This is a genomic window from Streptomyces hygroscopicus (assembly GCF_026168105.1).
Classification (GTDB): Bacteria; Actinomycetota; Actinomycetes; order Streptomycetales; family Streptomycetaceae; genus Streptomyces; species Streptomyces hygroscopicus_D.
The window spans coordinates 215,366-234,232 of the sequence record NZ_LBMW01000003.1 but is presented as its reverse complement, the minus strand read 5'-3'; the positions used below and the strand labels follow the sequence as shown (position 1 = coordinate 234,232).

The 18,867-nt window shown below is 69.7% G+C and carries 13 protein-coding genes; 5 read left to right on the top strand and 8 right to left on the bottom strand.

Going from position 1 to position 18,867, the window contains the following annotated elements; genetic code table 11:
- Positions 1-3: 3 nt before the first annotated feature.
- Positions 4-1,542, top strand: a complete 1,539-nt coding sequence (locus AAW14_RS04960) for a sulfatase (RefSeq protein WP_265560252.1) — start codon at positions 4-6, stop codon at positions 1,540-1,542.
- Positions 1,543-2,094: 552 nt separating this feature from the next.
- Here AAW14_RS04960 and AAW14_RS04955 read toward each other — a convergent pair.
- From AAW14_RS04955 to AAW14_RS04945, 3 genes are all read right to left on the bottom strand, one after another.
- On the bottom strand, positions 2,095-2,976 hold the full coding sequence (locus AAW14_RS04955) for an NlpC/P60 family protein (RefSeq protein ID WP_265560251.1): 882 nt from the start codon (positions 2,974-2,976) through the stop codon (positions 2,095-2,097).
- A gap of 214 nt (positions 2,977-3,190) precedes the next feature.
- Positions 3,191-7,066, bottom strand: a complete 3,876-nt coding sequence (locus tag AAW14_RS04950) for a helix-turn-helix domain-containing protein (protein ID WP_265560250.1) — start codon at positions 7,064-7,066, stop codon at positions 3,191-3,193.
- A 158-nt stretch (positions 7,067-7,224) separates the two neighbouring features.
- Complete coding sequence (locus AAW14_RS04945; protein ID WP_265560249.1) at positions 7,225-7,590, bottom strand: hypothetical protein; 366 nt, start codon at positions 7,588-7,590, stop codon at positions 7,225-7,227.
- Between the two features lie 292 nt (positions 7,591-7,882).
- Here AAW14_RS04945 and AAW14_RS04940 point away from each other — a divergent pair, with 292 nt between their 5' ends.
- Together AAW14_RS04940 and AAW14_RS04935 are read left to right on the top strand one after the other, a co-directional pair.
- Complete coding sequence (locus tag AAW14_RS04940; RefSeq protein WP_265560248.1) at positions 7,883-8,071, top strand: hypothetical protein; 189 nt, start codon at positions 7,883-7,885, stop codon at positions 8,069-8,071.
- Between the two features lie 207 nt (positions 8,072-8,278).
- Positions 8,279-9,415, top strand: a complete 1,137-nt coding sequence (locus AAW14_RS04935; RefSeq protein WP_265560247.1) for an alpha/beta fold hydrolase — start codon at positions 8,279-8,281, stop codon at positions 9,413-9,415.
- Between the two features lie 78 nt (positions 9,416-9,493).
- Here AAW14_RS04935 and AAW14_RS04930 read toward each other — a convergent pair whose 3' ends face one another.
- The 4 genes from AAW14_RS04930 to AAW14_RS04915 all read right to left on the bottom strand — a co-directional run bounded on the left by AAW14_RS04930 (position 9,494) and on the right by AAW14_RS04915 (position 16,045).
- The gene (locus tag AAW14_RS04930) at positions 9,494-10,780 is read right to left on the bottom strand and encodes a vanadium-dependent haloperoxidase (protein WP_265560246.1); all 1,287 of its coding nucleotides are present in this window, start codon (positions 10,778-10,780) and stop codon (positions 9,494-9,496) included.
- A gap of 883 nt (positions 10,781-11,663) precedes the next feature.
- A complete protein-coding gene (locus AAW14_RS04925; RefSeq protein ID WP_265560244.1) occupies positions 11,664-13,688 on the bottom strand; it encodes a glycoside hydrolase in 2,025 nt (674 codons plus the stop codon).
- 150 nt (positions 13,689-13,838) lie between these two features.
- Positions 13,839-15,263, bottom strand: a complete 1,425-nt coding sequence (locus AAW14_RS04920; RefSeq protein WP_265560243.1) for a sensor histidine kinase — start codon at positions 15,261-15,263, stop codon at positions 13,839-13,841.
- A gap of 38 nt (positions 15,264-15,301) precedes the next feature.
- Positions 15,302-16,045 (bottom strand): response regulator transcription factor, encoded by a 744-nt coding sequence (locus tag AAW14_RS04915; RefSeq protein ID WP_265560401.1) that lies wholly within the window; start codon positions 16,043-16,045, stop codon positions 15,302-15,304.
- A gap of 52 nt (positions 16,046-16,097) precedes the next feature.
- On the opposite strand from AAW14_RS04915, the gene tsaA reads away from it, so the two are divergent.
- Together tsaA and AAW14_RS04905 are read left to right on the top strand one after the other, a co-directional pair.
- Complete coding sequence (tsaA, locus tag AAW14_RS04910; RefSeq protein WP_265560241.1) at positions 16,098-16,694, top strand: tRNA (N6-threonylcarbamoyladenosine(37)-N6)-methyltransferase TrmO; 597 nt, start codon at positions 16,098-16,100, stop codon at positions 16,692-16,694.
- A gap of 458 nt (positions 16,695-17,152) precedes the next feature.
- Positions 17,153-18,394, top strand: a complete 1,242-nt coding sequence (locus AAW14_RS04905; RefSeq protein ID WP_265560239.1) for a MalY/PatB family protein — start codon at positions 17,153-17,155, stop codon at positions 18,392-18,394.
- Positions 18,395-18,502: 108 nt separating this feature from the next.
- On the opposite strand, the gene AAW14_RS04900 is transcribed toward AAW14_RS04905, so the two are convergent.
- Entirely contained in the window at positions 18,503-18,787 is a 285-nt protein-coding gene (locus AAW14_RS04900) for a hypothetical protein (protein ID WP_265560238.1), read from the bottom strand.
- Positions 18,788-18,867 lie beyond the last annotated feature (80 nt).

Genomic DNA, 18,867 nt, shown 5'->3' with positions numbered 1-18,867 from the left:
TGCATGCACGGATCGTCTCCAGGCAGGAGTGCGGCAGGGCAGGTCCTGCTGTGGGTTGCCGTGGCCGCCGCGGTGCTCGTCGGGTGCTCGGCAGCGCCCGGCAAGAGCGCGGCGGTCGGGGCGTCCGCATCCTCGTTGGCGGGGAGTTCTGAACAGGGCCGCAAGCCCAACATCATTTATGTACTCACCGACGACCTCTCCTGGAATCTCGTGCGGTATATGCCGCACGTTCAGCAGATGAGCAAGCAGGGGACGACGTTCTCGAACTACTTCGTCACCGACTCGCTCTGCTGCCCCTCGCGTTCCTCGATACTCACGGGGCAGTACCCCCACAACACCGGGGTCTTCACCAACAACGGGGACGACGGAGGCTACGGCGCCTTCATGAAGAACGGCGACGAGAAGAAGTGCTACGCGCCGGCTCTTCAGAAGGCCGGCTACCGCACCGGCTTCATGGGCAAGTACCTCAACGGCTACCAGCCGAAGGACACCAGCGGCACCGATCACCCGTACGTGCCTCCGGGCTGGAACGAATGGGACGTGGCCGGCAACGGGTATCCAGAGTTCAACTACGACCTCAACGAGAACGGCAGGGTCGTCCACTACGGCCATGACCCGCAGGACTACCTGACCGACGTGGTGTCCGCCAAGGCGGGCTCCTTCATCGGTTCCTCGGCGGCGGACGGCAAGCCGTTCATGCTGGAACTCGCCACCTTCGCGCCGCACGAGCCCTCCACGCCCGCGCCCCGCGACGCCAACAGCTACCCGGGGCTCAAGGCACCCAGGAGCGCCGCCTACGATCGGCTGCCCGCGCAGGCGCCGAAGTGGCAGGCCGATCTCAAGCCCCTGAGCGACAAGGAGAAGACGCAGATCGACCGCAAGTTCGCCAAGCGGGTCCGCTCGGTTCAGGCCGTCGACCGGATGATCGGCCACCTGGAGGACGTGCTGAAGGAGAAGGGGCTCGCGGACGACACGTATCTGGTCTTCGGCTCGGACAACGGCTTCCACATGGGTGAGCACCGGCTGCGGCCGGGCAAGCAGACCGCTTTCGACACCGATATCCGCGTCCCCATGATGGTGACGGGACCGGATGTGCCGGCGGGGCGGACCGCCTCCCAGCTGGTGCAGAACACCGATCTCAATCCGACGTTCCAGCAGCTCGCGGGGCTGAAGCCGCCCTCGGCCGTGGACGGTCTCAGCCTTGTCGACCTCTTCCACGGATCGTCGCCGAAGGACTGGCGTGAGTCCGTTCTGGTCGAGCATCACCATCCCGGAACGTCCACGGGCGATCCCGACGCGGCTCCGAAGGACAGCGGCAATCCGCCGACGTACGAGGCGCTTCGGACCGCGGACAGTCTCTGGGTCGAGTACGCGGACGGGGAACGCGAACACTACGACACGCAGGCCGATCCCGCTGAGCTTAAGAATCTCGCAGGCAGTCCGAGCGACGGGAAAGAGAAAGCCCTGCACGAGACCTTGACCGCGCTCGCCCGTTGTTCGGGCTCCGAGTCCTGCCGGGACGCGTCGCGGCTGCACCAGTAGCCGTCATCGGGCTGCGCTCGGCGGCATCCGGCTGCACATACACGAAGACCCCGCATCCAGCGCCCTGAGGGGTGGCGGGGTCTTCCGCACCTCATGCGAACTGCCCCTCGGCACGATTTGTGCCTGCGCACACGGCTCCGGAGGCGTCGGTCCCATCAGCCATGGGCGCTGGCCGGCGGCGCATCCTGTGGAGGTCTTCCTATGCTTGGCCGCCCATAGGCAGGACTCAACCTGCGGCGTCATAGCCGGAGTCCCCGCTCCGGGTGGCAGATGACGCGTCGCTGCGGTAAGTACCTCGTCGGCGCTGCGCGGTTCTGTGCGCGGTTGCTGGTTGAACTTGTGGCGCAGATAGGGCTTGCGTCCAGGCCCTGCTCGTACGGCACTGCTACAGCCCCTCCGCTACGGGCAGTAACAGAACACCGGTTCTGAAACAGCTTCTGACCGGCCGGCCGCACGCAGCAGGGCCCCCGCGCGGGGGCCCTGCGCCGGCACGCGTGCGGGACGGCACCGTGCGTAGGCGGACGACCGGGTTTTCCTCAGGTGGTGTCGTGGTCAGGACGTGCACGTCGGCACGCCGTCGAGCCAGGCCGGGCCCTGGATGTAGATGTTGGTGACCCAGGCTCGGTAGTCGGGCAGGTAGGACCAGGCGTCATTGGAGTATCCGTCTGCGGTGACGAGTTCGGCGTGCTTCTGGCAGTCGACCCGGACGGTCGTCGGGCCGGGAAGCGCGTACACACGGGCGGCCCGTGAGGACGGCTGGGCCTTCGTCCAGACGCCGGTGCCCCAAGTCTGGAAGACGTGGCCGGTGACAGGGCCGGTGTTGACGCGGAGCGCACCGAAGTAGTCGCCGTTCAGGCGGACGTCACTGACCATCACCTTGGTGCCCGACTGCTTGGCCTCGACCATCTTGCCCGCGCCCAGGTACAGGGCGATGTGATGCAGGTCCTGTGAGGTACCCCAGGCAAGCAGATCGCCGGGCAGCAGCGGGGCAAGGCCCTGAGCGGCCGTGAAGCGAGCGGCGGCGCGGGGCGTGTAGTACTGGACGCCGGCGTCACCGTTGAGGATGTCGGATCCGGTGGCCTGGGCGTAGGCGTAGCGCACCAGCCCCGAGCAGTCGAAGCCGCGCCGTTCGGGGTCGTGTTCGCTGGCCGGGTCGGTCGGGTCGATCTGCCCGTAAGTGGGGCCGGGCTGCGCCCCGTGGCCGCCGCCCCAGGTGTACCAGACACCCGCCGCGGCTTGCTCGCAGGCCGCGGCGATGGCACGTTCGGCTGTCTCGGAGGCGCCCGGCGACAGGGGACCGCACCCTTCGCCGGACCGCGGTGCGACGGTGCCGGCGGGCAGCCGCTCGGCGGCGTGGGCGGAGTAGGTGGGTGCCCAGGTGAGAAAGGCCAGTAGGCCGATGAGTGCGCCAATGAGACCGGTCCTGCGATGCATGACGGTACCCCCGTTCTGTGTTCTGGACTCGTGGTCGTCCCAAGCGGCTTCCGTGGTCGCGGAGGACGCCGCGGGACGCCGATGTGCGGTCGCCGAATCGGAGTCCAGGCTGCCGACCGGCAGTGGCGCCGGTCGACATCTGGGCGGTGCCCTCTTCGGGAAGGCAACGGGAAACCTTGGGGAAACCCCCGCCCGCCAGGCAGGCACGCCGGACTCAGGGGCGGGCGCACGTCTGCGTAAGAGCCACGGCGGGCCCAGGGGCGAGGACCTCGCGTGCACGGCGGCCGACGGTTCCGAGCAGCCGGCATATCTGCGTCTGCCGGGAGGCGAGGTCCAGGTCCCACAGCCGGACGGTGCCGTCGTTGCTGCTGCTGGCCACCGTCCGCCCGTCCGGTGAGAAGGTGACGCCCCACACCGCGTTGGTGTGGCCGGTCAGGGCGGCCCAGGCTCTATGTCCCCGCACGTCCCACAGCCGCACCGTGCGGTCGCTGCCGCTGCTCGCCAGCAGATGCCCGTCCGGTGAGAAGGCGATGCCGCGCACTGATCCGGCGTGGCCGGTCAGGGACGCCTCCAGTCGCTTCCGGCCCGGATTCCACAGGCGTACGGTGCCGTCGTTGCCGCCGCTGGCAAGTGTGTGCCCGTCGGGGCTGAAGGCCACCGCGCGCACGGCACCGGTGTGACCGGTGAGCCTGGCGGTCTGGCGGTGGGCGGCCACGTCCCACAGCCGTACGCTCAGATCGTCGCTGACGCTGGCGAGGGTGCGTCCGTCGGGGCTGAAGGCAACGTCGTTGACGTAGTCGGTGTGCCCGGTGAGCACGGCGAGCGGGCGACGGGCCGGTACGTCCCACAGGCGGACCGTACCGTCGGAGCCGGCCGACGCCAACGTCCGCCCATCGGGGGCGAACGCCACCGCGAACACGCTTCCGGTGTGGCCTGCCAGCGTGCCGAGCGGGCGACGGGCCGGTACGTCCCACAGGCGGACCGTACCGTCGGAGCCGGCCGACGCCAACGTCCGCCCATCGGGGGCGAACGCCACCGAGACGACGCTCTCGCGATGGCCGGTGAACGTGGCCAGCGGCCGCCTCAGGGCCACGTCCCACAGACGTACCGTATGGTCCGCGTCGGCGGCCGCGAGCAGTTTCCCGTCCGGGCTGTACGCAGCCTGCGATACCTCGGTGAACGGCGGTGCCGCGAGCGCCCGTCCCCTGAGGTCCCACAGCACGACCGACTGGTCGAAGCCCGCGGTGGCCAACAACGTCCCGCTGCTGTTCACGGCCACGCCCAGCACGTAGTCCGTGTGCCCGGCCAGCGTCTCCGTGGGGCGCCCGCTGTGCGCGTCCCACAGCCTGGTCGTGCCGTCACCGCCCGCGCTGACCACGGTCGCGCCGTCGGGTGTGTAGGCGACCGCGTTGACGTCGTCGTTGTGGCCGGTCAGCGTCGCCGTCGTGCGACGGGCGGCCGCGTCCCAGAGCCGTACGGTCCGGTCGACGCCTCCGGTGGCCAGACTGTGGCCGTCCGGCGAGAACGCGATGCCCAGTACCTCGTCGGTATGGCCACGCAGCACGGCGACCGGGCGCCCCCGGTCGGTGTCCCACAGCCGTACGGTGGTGTCGGAACCGGCCGAGGCGAGCGTCCGTCCGTCAGGGGCGTACGCCAGGGCGGTCGCGGCCCCGGTGTGGCCGCTGAGGGCCGCCACCGCCCGGTGGTCGCGTCCGGTGTCCCACAGCTGCACCGTTCCGTCGCCACCCGCAACGGCGAGCGTCCCTCCACGAGGGTCGAAGGTCACAGCCCGGGCGCCCGTGGTCCGTGCGGGCAGTACCGCTTGCGTCCGGTGGCGAGCCATGTCCCACAGCCGCACGGGCCCGCCCGTCGAACTCGCCGCGAGCGTACGGCCGTCGGGGCTGAAGGCGACCGACCTCACCCGACCGGGCAAGGTGAGCGTGGCCGTGGTGCGGTCGTCGGGCAGGTGCCGCAGCATCACCGTGCCGTCGGAACTCGCTGTCGCCAGCAACTGGTCGTCCGGTGCGAAAGCCAGGGCGTTGACCGGCCCTTCATGCCCACCGAGCCGGGCTGCGAACGGCTGGGCCTGGGTGCTCAGGAGGGCGCCGCGTGCCTCGGCCGTCGGGTGGGCGCGGTAGGCCGCCACCGCAAGCAGCATCGACACCTCGGGCTGACCACCGGCCAGTGAGGTGGACTGCAGGGCGAGGGCCTGTGAGCGCGATACGCGTTCCTGGGCCAGCGCACCCGAGCGCTGCTGGTAGGCGATGCCGCCTGCCGCGAGGGCGAGGCCGAGCAGGACGACGAGTGTGCCCAACAGCCCCTGCCGCAGCCGTTCCTGACGCCGGGACTGCCGTTGCCGTGCCTCTTCCTCGGCCTGGCTCGCCTTGAGGAACGCCTCCTCCTGCGGGCTGAGGCGACTTGCGCCGTCCAGTTCGTCGGCCCGGGTGAGTGCAGTCTCCAACCGAGTGCCCCGGTACAGGGCGGAGGCGTCACGGCCCTCCCGTTCCCAATCCGCGGCGGCGTGGGCGAGCTGCTGGTGGATCAGGAGCCCGGCCCGGCCCTCGTGGATCCAGTCGCGCAGCCGTGGCCAGGCGTGCAGCAGCGCCTCGTGGGTGATCTCGACCGTGTCGCGGTCCACGGTGATCAGCCGGGCACGGACGAAGGCGTCGAGGACCCGGGCGGCGTCCTCCGCGTCGGCGAGCTGCTCCATCAGGGCGGAACGGCTCGTGCGGCGCCGGGTCGCTCCGGTGTCGTCGGAGACGTGCACCAGCCGCGACAGCATGCGCCGGACCGTCTTCTGTTCGGCCGGATAAAGCTGGGCGAACACCTCCTCGGCGGTACGCGCGACCGCGCCCCGGATGCCACCGGCACGCTCGTATCCGGCGACGGTGAGTGTGGAGTCCTCGCGGTGCCGCCAGGTGGCCAGCAGTGCGTGGGACACCAGAGGCAACGCCCCGGACGGGGTCTCATGGAGCTCTGCCCCGGCCCGAACGGAGGCACCCGGCTCGTCGCGCAGCCCGGCGTCCCGCAGCAGCAACGGCACCAGGCCGGGTTCGAGCGTGACGCCGGCGAGTTCAGCGGGGCGGATGACCGACTCGCGTAACTCCGCGACCGACATCGGGGGCAGTGCGAAGAGCCCGTCGGTGAACACCGATGCGAGTTCGGGAAGCTCGAGGCAGCGTCCGGAGAAGTCCGCCCGGACGCCCAGCACGACCACGGCAGGGTCGTACGCCGGGCCGTCCGGTGCAGGCGCCGCCAGAGCGCACAACACCCGGACGAAGGCTCGTCGTTCGTCCTCGTCGGCACAGAGCGTGAACAACTCCTCGAACTGGTCGACCAGCAGCACCGGTCGGACCGGCGGCCGACGACCCCCTGCGCCGGACTCCTCCGCTGTCGCGTCCGTCATCGAGTGGGCCGCCTCCAGCAGCGCGTGGGGCCTGTCCCGGAGTCCGGCCACGGTGATCCCGAGGTCGCAGCACAGCGCCTTCGCGGCACGCTCCAGCAACTCCTCCAACGGGTGTGCGGTGGGCGTGAGTGCCACGACGGGCCAGAGTTCCGCGCCCGGCATGGGAAAGCCGCCGGGACGCCGCAGAGAGGGTACGAGCCCGGCACTGAGCAGGGACGACTTGCCCGCCCCGGACGGGGCCACCAGCATCAGGGGCCCGGTTCCGATGCGCTGGAAGACCCGCTCGACAAGGGCGGCTGTCGCTCGTTCGCGGCCGAAGAACCATGCCGCGTCCTGCGCGGTGAACGCGGAGAGGCCGCGATAGGGGCAGACGGGCTCGCTGACATCGTTGCCATCGGCACGCTCCCGGCCCACCGCCGTCTCCACCAGTGCGAGCAACTGGCCGTGAGCCTCGAGTATCCGGTCGCAGCGCCGGGCGACATCGACGGTCGCCCGCTTCGCACCCGTCTCGATCTTGCTCAGATAGCCCTTGCTGTAGTGCGTCTGCCGGGCCAGGTCGGCCAGGGACAGGCCGCGTTGTCGTCTCAGCCGTCTGAGCTGGACGGCGAAGGACGGCGTGGTCGTCGCCGCCTGTTCGCGCTCGCTGCCGTTGTCACGTCCCGGTCCTTGCTGCGGCTCCCCCAAGGCATCCCCCATGGCATTGCGTGCCGTTGCCGTGAGACGGCGGGTGCCCAGGTTACTTTCCGGACGAGACGTGCAGCCAAGCCTTTCACCCGTAAGTGGCGGAAACACGAACCTCCGGAACCGCGCGGGGCGGTTCCGGAGGTCGCGTTCGCCATTGGTTACGGCCGGTTGAGGGTGATGGAGTTGACCGGTGTCAGATCGGCCCAGACGCCTGTCTGCTGGGCGAAGGGAGCTCCACAGCCCGTACCGTTGTAGCCAGTGCAAAGGCTGGCGGTCGCGCCCCCGTACTGGTTGTTGAGGACCCAGTGCCACCCGTACTGGTTGCTCAGGTTGTGGGCGCCGTAACTGTAGAAGATCTGGCTGGGCGAGGCGGCCGGGTTCTGGTTCTGCGGGTAGATGCAGACCGCGCCGGACGGGCAGCCGGCCCAGTCCCCCGCCGGCTTGGCCTGGGCCGCTCCCCCCAGAGCGATCACGGCGGCCGCTGCAGTCGCGAACGCCGCGGCGCCGCGGACGATCTTGCGCATATTTCTTCCCCTTTGCGCTCTCCTGCCTTGAGACAGGGCGTGCTTGGTGCTGACGGCTCCATGGTGGTCGCGTGACAACCCGAGATCGACGGGTTTCCCGTTGCCCAGTGGGGCCCGGCCCGGGGAAACCTCCGGGCTGCAGGCACGTTCACAGGAAACGGTCAACCGGGGAGGCCGACAGGGAGGCTCTGCGGGGGCGCAACACCGGTGTGCTGCATTTCCTGCGCGTGCACCTGACGGAGTACGTCGCGTTCCTGGTCAGCTTCACGGCCATCGGCATGCACTGGATGGTTTGTCAATACCCGTCGCGCTGGTCACACACTGGGCGCCCGTGTGCTGGACGCTGCTTCCGCTGACACGGATCGGCCCGCGTTTCATCGAGCGGAGGGCCACGGTGCCGCCGTACGAGCCACACATCGCGGGCCCGAAGGGCACTGTCACCTTTGAGCTGATCGCCTCCCGAATCGCCGAGAAGCTGTGACGTCCACGCGGGTGAAAACGGAGAACGGTACTCGAACAGCGAATCGCACGAAGTGTATGGGGCGATCGGTCTGCGCCTGTACCGGGGGCGAATACGTCTGTGCGGTGGTGGCAGGCGCGGGCGACGGCCTCCCTACTCCCCGCGGAGTACCCGCGCTGACACTTGTCGGGGGATGAGATCGGTCCTGCGACGGGCGATCCTGGAGGCGTGGCCGGATGCGGGGACGTCGCGTCGAACGCCACCACCACCCGTGACCGGGTGGCCGTCGTGATGACCGGCCAGAACAGACAGGAGACTGACGTGCGTACCGACCCCCAGGCCGAGCCACTTGACTCCGCGCCACCGGAGTCCGGTGCTGCGGAGGGCGTACCCTCACCGCGCCGCCCGTGGATCAGGCGGTGGCTCCGACGCCTGGCGCTGGGCGGTGCCGTCCTGCTGGTGGTCGTCACATCGGCGTCATTCATCTACAACGCCGTCACTGCACGACGCGCCTCGCCTCCCGGAGGTCTCAGATACGTCCAGGCGGCCGGCATCCGGACCCGCTACCAGACGTGGGGCGAGGCCGGCTCGCCGGTCGTCCTCATCCACGGTGCCTTCGAGTCGGTGGACACCTGGTCGAGGCTCGCTCCGCTGCTCGCCCGTGATCACCGGGTGTTTGCGCTGGACCTGACGGGCAACGGCTACAGCGAGCGGCGCGGCCCCTACACCGTGGGCCACTTCGCCCAACAGGTTCTGGGCTTCCTAGACGCCATGCACCTCGGCGGGCCGGGCGAGCGCCCCCTACTGGTGGGGCATTCCAGCGGAGCGGCCGTGGCCGCGGAGGCGGCGCTGCGCGCTCCGGAGCGGATCGGGCATGTGATGCTGCTCGACGGGGACGCCCTCGACACCGGCGCCGGTCCGCCGCCGGCTTTCAAATACGTGCTGATCGATCCCTACCGCACCAGCCTGCTGCGGCTCGGGCTCAGCTCCGACCGGCTGATCCGCTCCCTGTACAACGCCCAGTGCGGGCCGGGCTGCCCGCCCCTGAATGCATCCGGGCTGAACCAGTGGCGTCGGCCGCTTCAGGTGCCGGGCGCCGAGGCCGCACTGTGGAGCATGCTGGCCCAAGGCGTGCCCGGCCTACCCGCCGACCAGGTGGCGCGGCTCGCGGCCGTACCCATCCCCAAGGCGGTCGTGTTCGGTGCGCGGGACGACGTGTTCAGCGCGCAAACCCCGCAGGAGACCGCGCGACGCATCGGTGCACCGCCACCTACGCTCATCCCCGGAGCCCGCCACCTGACCATGATCTCCAATCCGCGCGACGTCGCGGCAGCCGTGGAGACGCTTGCTGCCCACTCGACATAGTCGGCAACGGTTCTTCCGTCGGCGCGCCTCGACCAGCGCCCCCTCCCTGCCCGAGCGTGGCCGCGCGGATGCGGGCGGTCAGAGATGGTGTGCCACGAAATCGGCCACCTGCGTCCCGAGTTGCTGACCGGCGCGGTTGTCGAGGGAGGTGTGCTGGCCGGACCAGATCCGGCTGAGCCACGCCTCGGTGGCGGCGTCCTGGAACCCGGCGAAGGTCCGGGTGACGCCCTTCGACGTCACCGCGAGAGGGTGCTTCGCACCGTAGAACCCGGCGAGCGTCGTTGCCGCCGCCTGGCTGAGAGCGCCGTGAGCGCCGGGGTAGGACGGATCCGGTGCGGTCGGCAGCAGGGGGGTCCAGTTGGGATCGCCGACGATGCCCGGGTTGTAGTGCGTACCACCGAGACGTATGGCGGTCACGGGTCGCCATACGCGGTAGGCGTACTTGGCGTCGTACATGGCGATCGCGGTGTCGGCGAGGGACAGATCGAGCCCGGCGAAGACCTTCACCGCCTGCTCCAGGCTTGCGTTCTGGGAGGTGACAAGGCTCTGTGCGACCTGGTTCCAGACGTTCCAGACGGGCGCTGCCGCCCAGAACTTCGCGGCCGCGGTCTGATCGGGAGTGCGGGTGGTGCTGGTCTTGTTCCCCAGGCCCTTGACCTCGTTCAGGGCGGTGGCGTACGCGGCGGTGCTCACCGCCGACGGCGCAGCCGGACGGAACTGGCTGCCGCTTGCCAGGACGAACGGCTTGACCGAACCCCAGTTGGTGAACACCGGAGCGGGGAAGTCGGGTGGCGTGCGCCGGTAGTCACCGACCTTGTTGCCGGGGCTGAACGGCGGCGGCTTGGCCGCGGAACCATCCCGGGACCGCAGGCTTATCAGACGGCGGGCGACCGCGGCTCCCACGCTCATGCCCGTCCGTTTGCCCGGGCCGTTGGGAATCGCGGACAACTGGCTGCTCAGCCGCTGGTCCACGCTTGCGCGTTTGGCCGGGTACAGGGCGACCAGCACATCGTGGGCTGCCTGGTCCGCTGCGGCATCCGCGCGGGCACCTCGCGGCGCCGACACCGTGAACAGGTAGGCGGGGCCGACCCGGGTGATCGATTCCACCGCGTCGTACTCGGCGGCCTGCAGGAGCGCGAAGCTGCGCGTGGGGTGGACGGTGGACGGTTGCGCCTTCGGATCGCTGAGGATGGTGATGAGCTCGCGGTTCCAGTCCACGACCGACATCCCCGAGCCCGGGGCGGCGGTGCGTACGGTCGGCGATTGAGCGGCGTCGGGGGCGGTGGACCCGAAGGCCGGGCTGGTGAGTCCGGCTGCCAGCGCGGTTCCGATCAGTACGGCGAGTGTCTTCTGCTTTCCACCCATAATCTGTGGCTCCTCATCGCTGGTGGCGGGCGGTGGCAACCGGTGGTCGTATACGTCGACCATTTGGGCCACTGCAGACCGGACGGTCAGCGGACACCACGGATCGAGCGGGGAATCCGCAGCGCGCACCGCAGTGAAGTACTCCGGACATCTGCTCCGGGGTTCGACGGGGATGGGGGAGCCGGTTCCCGTCCGTCTGACTTCCTGTACCGGCCCGGTCGTTGGAGAATCACGACCGGACTCACCGGGATACCGGCCCATCGGGCGGCACGCGTCACCCACACCAACGTTGCGGAGGGCTGACCGGGCGCGAATGGTCCTGCAACCCGATCACCTCTTTGCGTCATCAAGGTCGCTTGCCAGATACAGCCTGCGGGTACCGGATCCGCACCGCAACTCCGGCCCTGCGGTCATGGATCTGCCATCGGTACGGTGCTCCTGTCATCCGGTGGCGGCGCGCCGCCCGTGGTCGGGACATTCATCCGGTCGACCACGGCTGCGCCGCCGGTCGTGCGGTCACCCGCTCGGCGGACGGGCCGGGCGGACGGCACACGGGTGTGACGTGGCCGCCGCCGAAGCCAGTGCCCGCCGAACCGGTGCCCAGCCCGGTACTGCGGCTGGGCCGGGCGGGTAATGGACGTCCTGCAACGAGACAGGGGATGTCATCGCAGGCTACGGATCTTGAACCACGCATCCGTCGAGCTGCCGAGCAAGATCACACTCGCGGCCCCACTTGTCGTTCCTGATGCACCCCCCGCTCTGCTCTCGGAATGCGCGAGCCGCGAAGTCGGCCGTGGACTTCGTCGAGACCGGCTTTCGCGAAGCCCTCCACCCCGTGCAGGGCGCCGAACACCAACCCGGCGAACACTCCCCGTCACCGCGACTAGCGGTTGATGTCCGCCGGGCAGAGCCGGCGTGGTGCGGAGTCACCGCGCAGCTTCGCGTCCACACAGCCGGCCGGCAGTCCCTTGTACACGGTGGTCCCGAAGTTGGCTGTCACGACGAGGGTGTTGGGGCCGAAGACGGTACGTTGCACGGTGCTGTCCTCGGTGAGAGTGCGGAAGTCGGTCATCGGCCGGGTTCCGGCGGCCCGGTGCAGCGGCGAGAAGTACTTCTGGAGCGCGGCGAGTTCGCTGCCGTGCTGCTGGAGCGAGTCACCTCCGAGCACGAAGTTGAGGGGGGTGTTGTAGAGCATCGCGAGGAGGGCACGGGTGGACTTCTGGCGGGGCAGCTTGTCGTAGGACAGTTCCCAGCGTTCGGCGTTGACCACTGAGTCGTGCAGCGCAGTCTCGTACAGCGGGACCCGGTAGACCGGGTCGTACATCGCCTTGGCGACGTTCGCGGGCAGTTCGGCAGGTTTGAAGAAGACGCGAGGTGCGTCGGCGGGGGCGTAGCCTCCCCAGGTCTGCTTGTCGCGCTGCGCGGCCCACAGCCCGTCGGCCACCGGGGTGGCCGAGCCGTGGTCGAAGGCGAGTACCTGACTGGCCCAGGACCCGGCGGACTCCGAGCCCAGAACGAGGCGTCCGTCCTTGCTGATCCGCTTCATACGGGCGAGCCGGTTGGCGCGGTCACGTGCCTTTGTCATGGCGTGGCCGGGGCTGTGGTCCCGGAAGAGCTCACCGGCCGCGTCGACGTCGAGGAAGTAGCTGTCGGCGCCGTTGCGGGTCATCTCACGTGTGCGGTCGGCAAGGTAGTGGTGCCCGGGCTCGGACTTCTCGAGGGCCTCGGAGCTGAGGTAGCAGCCGCGGTCGTGGAAGCCGGGTACCGGTGCGCCGTCGGCGCCGCGGACGCAGAAGTCGGGGTATACCCGGCGGGGCCAGACGGAGGTGGCGGCGTCTGAGGTTGCCGGGTTCTGCCCGTTGGCGAAGGAGTCGTAGGGGCCCACGAGGTACCCCGCCTTCTTCGCGGCGCTGGTGGCGGCGGCGTCCATGGGGTGTCCGTCGGCGTCGTAGCCCAGCCACATGCGGTCGATGCCCAGAGCCTGCAGCCGTCGTGCGAAGTCGGCCCTGCGGGCGTCGCCCCACAGGTAGGCGTGGAAGGCACCGAGGAGTTTGGCGTTGGCCGGATTGTCCCGGATCTTGTCCCGCAGGCTGGTGTACTGTCCCTGCTCCGTCATCCACGCGCGGTAGTCGCGTGCGGCGGCGACCGGGGAGCCGTCGGTGAGCGAGAGGGCCACGGTGTATTCGGTGGTCCCGTCGCCCTGCGAGAAGTGGTGTGTTGCCGCGGTGCGCAGCCGGCCGTGGTCGGAGGTGACGCGGAGAGTGGTGCCGATGTCGCTGGGGACGAGGTAGCTCACGCCCTGGTGACCTCGGAAGGTGTATCCCCACAGCGGCATCGACAGGTCCGACTCCATGGCGAGATCGGTGTCGGTGAGCTGCGCGTCCGACGAGTTCCAGAAGTGGTCGGTCACCGGGATGGACAGGCCCTCCCCGCGGGGCAGTTGGACGGCCCGGGCCGCCGGGTCCGCTCCGGTCACGGGCCACGACAGACTGCGGGCGCCGCCTCCTGCAGCCTTGCCGGTGGCCTTCACCGACAGCACGAGCCGGCCGTTCTCGCCGGCCCGGGCGGTGACGTCCAGCCCGGTGTCGGGGTAGTTCCAGCGGGCGGTGCCAGGTGAGGTGATCACGGCGCCGGGCCTGCCCGGGGCGGTCGTGGCGGGGGCGGACAGCTCCACTGTTCCGCCTCCCGTGTCGGCCGTGACACGCAGTGAGGCGGTGTCGATGGTGGCGGTTCCGCCCCCCACCTCGATCAGGACACGGTGGTCGCTCGTGACGACCGGCCGTGGCGGGTTGTTCCCGGAGTGTGTGGTGGAAGCCAGGGTGGTGGTCGCGAGGGCGAGACAGGAGACCGAGCACGCCAGCACCGCCGCCGCCGTCATGCGGGTCCTCGTGAAGTGTTTGCGTTGCATGGGACGTTGATAACGAGCGCTGATAAGAACACTCATAAGAGTCCTCCTCAGGGCGCTCACGGGTGCCCGGCCCCGAGCGCGGGCCGGTATGGGCGCCGGGCCTTCCACTCAGGCTGGTATGCGACGGAAGGGAGAGCGCGGGCCGTGGCCTCACCGGGACGGCTCGGCGGTCGGCTCCGCACCGCTCCGTTTGTGCGGGACGCGCAGTCTGAAGCTGGCGCCGCCGTCCGGTGCGGTATGCGCGGTCAGCTCGGCACCATGGGCGCGGGCGATCTGCCGTGCCATGGCCAGGCCCAGACCCGAGCCGGGCAGTGCGCGCGCCTGACGCGAACGGTAGAAACGGTCGAAGACATGCGGAAGGTCCTCGGCTGAGATGCCCGGGCCGTGGTCACGGACGGTGAGTTCGGCGGCGTCACCGTCGACGATCAGCCGGACTTCGACAGGGGCGCCGGGAGGGCTGAACTTGGCCGCGTTGTCCAGCAGATTGGTCAGCAGCCGCGCCAGTCGGGCGGGGACGCCGACAAGAGCATGCTCTGCCAGATCCATGCTGAACGGGGTTTCCGGCCAGTGCGCACCGGCTTCCTGAACGCAGCGCGCCACCAGGCGGTCCAGACGCAGCGGCTCGACCAGTGCCTGTGGCTCTTCGTCACGGGCGAGCTCGATAAGGTCGTTGACCAGCCCGGTCACCTCGCGCAACTGCCCGCCGAGCGCTGCCGAGGCCCGGTCGCGTTGGGCTTCGGAGAGGCGGTCGGCACGGGCCAGCAGCTCGGCATTGGTCCGCAGCGCGGTGAGTGGCGTGCGCAGTTCGTGGGAGGCGTCGGCGACCAGTCGCCGCTGAGCGGCGATGGATTGCTCCAGCTCACCCAGCATGGTGTTGAAGCTGGCGGCGAGACTGGTGATCTCGTCGTGGCGCCGGCCCGCCGTCTCCGACAGCTCGATCCGGAGTGCGGTGTCGCGGGTGGCGGCGATCTGCTCGGCAGTGGCGGTGAGTCGGCTGACGGGAACCAGCGCCCGCCGCATGGCGAGATGGCCGAGCCCGGCGGCGAGCAGCGCCCCTGCCGCGCCCGCCCCGGCGAGCAGCATTCCCGCCTGGCGCACGCCGTGGTCCACCGTGTCGGAGCGGATCGCCAGTTGCAGCGCGCGATGGCCGTGCACGGGGGTGGTGAGCATCCGCATTCGGTGCCCGCGCACAGCGATGTTGCTGTAGTACGCGGTTCGGGAGCCGGCGGCGACCTGGCGCGTGGCGTCGGTGACCGGGAGGACCGGAGCCCTGCCGACCGCCGGGTTGTCTCCCGCGGAACCGCTGTCGACGGTGACGACCTGTGCGCACGCCGGGGCCGCGAGCCAGGCGCATTCGCCGTAGAGGGTTCCGGTGGTGCCGTCGCGGTTCTCCCGGGTGACGAGCGTGGCCTGCTGGGTGAGCTGGAGGTCGAGTTGACGCACCAGTTCGTAGCGGATCACGATGTACGCGGCCGCGCACACTCCCACCGCGACCAGCGCCACGGCTGCCGACGAGATGAGTGCGACACGGGTGCGCAGCAGCGGGCGGCCCGGCCGCACCCGGTGCAGGAGCATGCCGAGCGATCGTGCGAGACGCGCAGGACGTGACGTCGTCATCGCTGGGCCAGCTCGTAGCCGACGCCGTGCACCGTGTGCACCAGGCGCGGGGCACCATCGGCCTCGAGCTTGCGGCGCAGATAACCGATGTACACCGCCAGCGAGTTGGAGTCCGCAGCGAACTCGGTGCCCCAGACCCGTTCCTGGATCATCTCCCGCGGCAGTACCTGGCCCGGGTGCCGGAGAAGGACCTCCAGCAGGGCGAACTCGGTGCGGGTGAACTCCATCCGCCGCCCGCCACGCACTCCCGTGCGGTGGGCCACGTCCACGGTCAGGTCGGCGAAGGACATCACCTCCGCCGTGTTGTCGTCCTCCGCCCCTGCGGGAGCGGCGCGCCGCAGCAGGGCCCGTATCCGGGCCAGCAGCTCGTCCAGGGCGAAAGGCTTGACCAGATAGTCGTCGGCTCCGGCGTCGAGTCCGGCCACCCGCTCACTGATCTCGTCGAGCGCGGTGAGCACCAGAACGGGCGTACGGTCTCCGAGGCCCCGCAGCCTCCGGCACACCGACAGCCCGTCCAACACAGGCATGGCCACGTCCAGCACGACGGCATCGGGGGGGTCGGCGGCCAGGGCGCTCAATGCCTTCAACCCGTCTTCGGCTTCCCGCACCTCGTAGCCCTCGACAGCCAGAGCGTCCGCGAGCGCCGCCCGCACTTCGGGGTCGTCGTCCACCACAAGTACGGTCTTCGGGGGCGGTACGCAGTGACCCGGGGACGGTGATGAGGAGACGACGGCGGACATGAAGGCCTTTCGGAGGAGCACAGATTAGGACCCACCCTCGCAGAAAACGTTCTTGGCACTCCAGTGCGACTTCGTCATCCATCCAGCGGGTTCGTCGGGCGTCCGTGCCGGACATCCGGCCGGGAGCCAAGTCATCGCGTTCTCCGGTCTCCCAGCCGCGCGGAACCACCCTCGGGCTCACCAACCGGAACAGACACGCAGGCGACCGGGAAACCGGCTCGGGCGACGAAAGGACCGAGGACTCCTGACCCTTTACACGCTGCGCCCCATCGAGCGCGTCCAGTCGACGCTGACCGACCGGGCGGCGGCGCCCCGCCGGCCCGACGAGGGAGCCCCCGACGCCTGGCTCGTCTTCGACGACCGCTACGCCCCGGCCCTGGACGGCCTGGCCCCGGGCACCGACGTACTGCTCCTCACCTGGCTCGACCGCGCCGACCGCGACACGCTCACCGTCCACCCGCGCGGCGACACCGCCCGGCCCCTCACAGGCGTCTTCGCCACCCGCGCACCCGAGCGCCCGAACCCGATCGGCGTGCACACCGTCCACATCCTCGCCGTCACCGGCACCCTCGTCCACGTTCGCGGACTCGAAGCACTCGACGCAACCCCGATCCTGGACGTCAAACCCCTCCTCACCGCAGACCGCTGACAGCTCGGGACAGGCAGGACCGGTGACCGCAGGAGTTGTCGCCGTGGAGCCGCAGCCGCATCTGCTGCGGCAAGACCCCACCGGGTAGTCGGAGATCGGACGGCCCCTCCCGCCGCTCAGGGAGACGGGCCGGGGCGTGCCGTGGCTGTCGCGGTTGCACGCTGATCACGCTGCCGTGCGCGATGTACAGGTCCAACCGCTACGCCGCGTTCAGCTGGGCGAGGTGCAGTGCGTCGATGCGAGCGAGATGTCGTTCAGCCGCAACGAGCATGTCCCGCGCAGCGCATGCCGGTGCTGCCCGAGGCCAGTCGTCGGTGCGTCTCCACCTTTCGCCGGCCAGGCTGTGGTGGGGTAGGGAAGTTCGGAGACAGCCAAAGCCGTCCGGAGGACCGGCGCTGCCGTGACGCTGCCGAGGAACGCGTGAGCCCGCTTCTGCTCGGGCATGGGAGCGTAGTCTGATGGGTCGTATGAAGAGTGCAGGTTCTGATGGGTCAGAGGGCGCTCGAACGGATCCCCTCGTGCAGCTGTCCCTTGAGCAGCTCAGGAAGCGCACGAGCATGAAATGGCGCACGCACCCCGAGGATGTGCTCCCGCTCTGGGTGGCGGAGATGGACGTGCCTCTGGCTCCTGCCATTGTGGCAGCGCTGCACACGGCGATCGACCTCGGCGACACCGGTTACCCGTACGGAAGCGCCTACGCCGAGGCCCTCGCGGAGTTCGCCTTCGAACGATGGCGGTGGGACGGCGTGCGCATCGAGCATACGGCGATCGTGCCCGATGTCATGATGGGCATCGTCGAAGTGCTCCGCCTGACAACGGACCCCGGGGACGCCGTCGTCGTGTGCTCACCGGTGTATCCCCCGTTCTACGCCTTCGTCGCCCACGACGCGAGGGAAGTCATCGAGGCACCGCTCGGTCCGGACCTGCGGATCGACCTCCATGCCCTGGAGGAGGCGTTCGTACGAGCCCGAAGCCACGGCCGCCGCGCCGCGTTCCTCATGAGCAACCCGCACAACCCGACCGGTGTCGTCCACACCCACGAGGAGCTGGAAACAATTGCGGAGCTCGCTCGCAGGCACGACGTAAGGGTGGTGTCGGATGAGATCCATGCTCCTCTGGTATTGCCCGGGGCCGCCTTTACACCGTTTCTCAGTGTTCCGGGATCGGAGAACGCCTTCGTGTTGACTTCCGCCTCCAAGGCATGGAACCTCTCCGGTCTCAAGGCTGCTCTTGCTGTCGCGGGCACGGAAGCTGTCAACGACCTTCGGCGCATCCCCGAAGAAGTCGGTCACGGTCCCAGTCATCTGGGCGTCATTGCCCACACCGCAGCATTCCTCGAAGGCGGAGTCTGGCTCGACGAACTGCTGCGCGGGCTCGATGCCAACCGGCAACTGCTGGGACAGCTCATCGAAGAACACCTCCCCAACGTGCGATATCGCCCGCCCCAAGCCACTTACCTCGCTTGGCTGGACTGCACATGGCTGGGGCTGCACAGTGACCGGGGGACCGCGGTCCCTGGCGTGATCGGCGACATTGCCGGGCCGGCGAGGTTGTTCCTCGACGAAGCCAGGGTCGCCCTCAGCTCGGGACATGTCTTCGGCTCCGGCGGAGCGGGGTGCGTGCGGCTCAACTTCGCGACGTCACCCACCATCCTGCGCCAGGCATTGTCCAGGATGGGACGTGCGGTGCGGGACCTGTGAAAGCGGTATGCGGGACGAGCCGGCACATGCAGGGCGTCGGCCGCTGTCGAGCCGGATGCCTCGGTCCGAGACGGGACACGCGCTCCGAACCAGGGGCAGGATCGGACGCTATGCGGAAGCGACAACCTGCCCGGCCGTGACCTGGGGAGGGTTGGGGAGCAGGGAAGCGAGGTTGTCCCGCGCGAAGTCCGCCGCCCTCGAGACCGATTCCTCGGCACCCGCCTGGTCCTCGAAGACGCTGGTCGAGATCATGACTCCGTTGCCGGCATCGACCCAGTAGTAGGCCACGAAGCCGGGGACCTGGCGCATGAGCGGCACGAACCCCTCGCTCACCAGGCGCCCTGCCTCGGCCGTATCGGTGACCCCTTCGTACCGTCGGACTGCTGCGTACATGGCCGATCTCCTCGCGGGTTCCGGTTCTTCCTCTGTTGGAAGCCATACCCCCTGCGACGGCCGGCCGGCTCGCGAGACGT